The organism is Microcoleus sp. BM001215392 (genome assembly GCF_036700185.1).
Lineage (GTDB): Bacteria > Cyanobacteriota > Cyanobacteriia > Cyanobacteriales > Microcoleaceae > Microcoleus.
The window spans coordinates 1-2,680 of sequence record NZ_JAUBOJ010000608.1; the positions used below are offsets into that span (position 1 = coordinate 1).

Here is a 2,680-nt window from a genome sequence, read left to right on the forward strand (position 1 = left end):
CTCTTCCGATCTGGGGGGGGTTCTTGGCAAATCTGCGACATTCCGTGGCATCCTGATATCGTGCCCGTGGTAGCGATTCCCGATTTTGAACTTTCTACAGCCGAAGCGCGCCGAGTTTTGCCAACAGAGTACAGCAGGGCTGATGCGATTTTCAATGCCGCACACCTCGGTTTGTTGGTGCGGGCTTTGGCTGCGGGCGATCGAGATTGGCTGCGCTGCGCCCTCCAAGACAAAATTCACCAGCCTTACCGCCAATCGCTGATTCGGGGATATGAAGCGGTACAACAAGCTGCGTTGAATGCAGGAGCCTGTGGGATGGTAATTAGCGGTGCGGGGCCGACGCTTTTGGCTTTAACGGATGTTACTAATGCTGATGCTGTTGAGAAAGCGATGGCGGCTGCTTGGATGGAATTTGGGGTGAAGGCTGATGTCAGGGCGATCGCGATCGATACCCAAGGATCGCAAGTTTCGACTCAATTAAGTTAGTTTACTTAAACGATCGTTCAATTCCCCTACCAACCATTCTTTCTCAGTTTGCGGTAAAAATAACCCAAAACAATAGTTGCGCGAATTGGCGCGAATCCGGCAAAAAGTTATCGATTTTTTGAGCAATGGCAGATGAATTCCGCTCAACTTTACCCGCTGGATATCTTGAGGACTGATTTGAATTGGTCTGATGAATAGACGAGAAGCAATCCTACACAACCACATCAAAGCATAAAACACGATAAATATTATTATAGCTTGGATTGATATAAATAAAAATTGCTCCAATAATTTATTTAGCCAGTCGGCTGCGTATTTAAACAACGGATAGCCTATGTTATGTAGGCCTACAAAAAATCCCAGAATCAAAGATAAGAGAAGTAAAACTTTATAACTCAGATGAATAAATTGGAAAAAAATTTTGAGTTTGCTAGGGAAACGAGCGGGGTATATATTGATGAATAACCACCGTTTAGCGTCAATTAAAATAATTCGGGATTGGGGCGATCGCTTAAACATTTTTTCGGGATTAATCCCGCTTGGCTGTTCCCCTCGCAACGCTGACAAAGCATCTTTTGCTGAGTGAAATCTATCTTCAATTGCGGGTTCAATTATCTTCTCTAGCCAGTCAGCAAACTCTGTTGAAATAGAGACGATCTCGCGGAATTTTATCTTTTGCTTTTGTCTGGGTAAATCAGATGGAAATTTCTGGGTTAACAGGAAAAGCAGTGTTGTGCCTAATCCATACAAATCAGTTGATAATACAGCTTTTCCTCTGAATTGTTCTGGTGCCATGTAACCGTAGGTTCCGACAACGGTACTGCCTCCAGTAACGGTATGATGGTAAGTATTTTGAACTGCGCCAAAATCCACTAGGAAGACTCGCCCATTTTTTTGCAGAATAATATTTTGGGGCTTGATATCTCGGTGGATCGCAGGAGGTAACAGCGATTGCAGATAAACTAGAATTTCTAGCAATTGATAGGCGATATGACGAACTTGCGCTTCATTTGGTTTCCAGCCATTTTCTATCAACTGTGCGAGAGATTTTCCCGGTGCAAGTTGTTGGGCGATATAAAAACAACGATCTTGGTCAGTATCAACTTGAAAGTAGTCAATGTAGCGAGGAATTCCCGGATGATTCAATCCCGATAAAGTTTTTGCTTCTCGTTCAAATAACTCGATTTTCTTCCATTCAGTTGTCAGGCGCAGGGATAAAGCTTTGAGTGCAACTTTTTGATTGCTGTTTAAATCTACAGCAGCATAGGTGATTCCAACTCCACCCTCTCCTAATTTGCCGATAATGCGATATCTTTCAGCAATGATTTTTTCCGATTGTTGTAGTGTTTCCATATTTTTTTTGCTTGGGTTGATTGTGGATAATTAGTCGGTCGCGCCGCGAGCTCTGAGTATTTTGGCTGCTGGGTCTCGGTCGGGGTTCCAGTTGGTTTCTGCTATCTTTAGCGGCGTTTCACCATAGCAGTTTGTAGCGTCAATTTTTGCACCTTTAGCAATCAGTAATTTTAAGATTTCTACAGTGCCATAATGTGCGGCTTTGTGCAGGGGAGTTGTGTTACACAACATATCTCTATTATTAACATCTGCACCGTTTTTAATTAGCAGTGCAGCAATATCATTGTGTCCGATCGCGATCGCTTGATACAATGGAGTTTGACCATCCTCATTTCTAATGTTAACCCTCGCACCTTTAGCAATTAGCAGTTCAGCGATATCTTGAGATCCTTGAGCAACAGCAAGATGCAGGGGAGTTTGAAGTAAGTTATTTTTGGCATTAACGAATGCACCTTTGGCAATGAGTTGTTTTGCTACATCCTCAAGTTTGAAATCGACAGCGATATGCAGTAAAGTTCTGCCTTCTTTGTCTTCACTATTAACATCTGGGTTTTTACTAATTAGCAGCGCCACTGTATCCTGAAGTTTCAGGTCTACGGCGATATCCAGTGGAGTTTTTCTTTGATTATCCTGGATATTAATTTCTGCACCTTTAGCACTCAGCAATTTTAAGATTTTTACATTGCCATAATGTGCGGCTTTGTGCAGTGGAGTTGTGCCAGATCCATCTATATTATTGACATCTGTACCGTTGTTAATTAGCAGTGCAGCAATCTCATTGTGTCCCATTGGTGACAAGTTAAGGAAAAAAGGAAATTGTCAAGGGTAGTATTTGGATGGG

3 protein-coding genes are annotated in these 2,680 nt (G+C 42.6%); 1 reads left to right on the forward strand and 2 read right to left on the reverse strand.

The genetic code is table 11. The features are described 5' to 3' along the window. The coding region (locus QT974_RS33285; RefSeq protein WP_333472633.1) for a homoserine kinase at positions 1 to 486 on the forward strand (486 nt) is incomplete at its 5' end. Here the strand turns inward: QT974_RS33285 and QT974_RS33290 are convergent. Together QT974_RS33290 and QT974_RS33295 are read right to left on the reverse strand one after the other, a co-directional pair. Further along, positions 478 to 1,839: a serine/threonine protein kinase gene (locus QT974_RS33290; protein ID WP_333472634.1), complete on the reverse strand. Its 1,362-nt coding sequence runs from the start codon at positions 1,837 to 1,839 to the stop codon at positions 478 to 480. The genes QT974_RS33285 and QT974_RS33290 overlap by 9 nt on opposite strands. Before the next feature lie 30 nt (positions 1,840 to 1,869). After that, positions 1,870 to 2,628, reverse strand: coding sequence for an ankyrin repeat domain-containing protein (locus QT974_RS33295; protein WP_333472635.1), 759 nt, complete (start codon positions 2,626 to 2,628; stop codon positions 1,870 to 1,872). Positions 2,629 to 2,680: the final 52 nt, after the last annotated feature.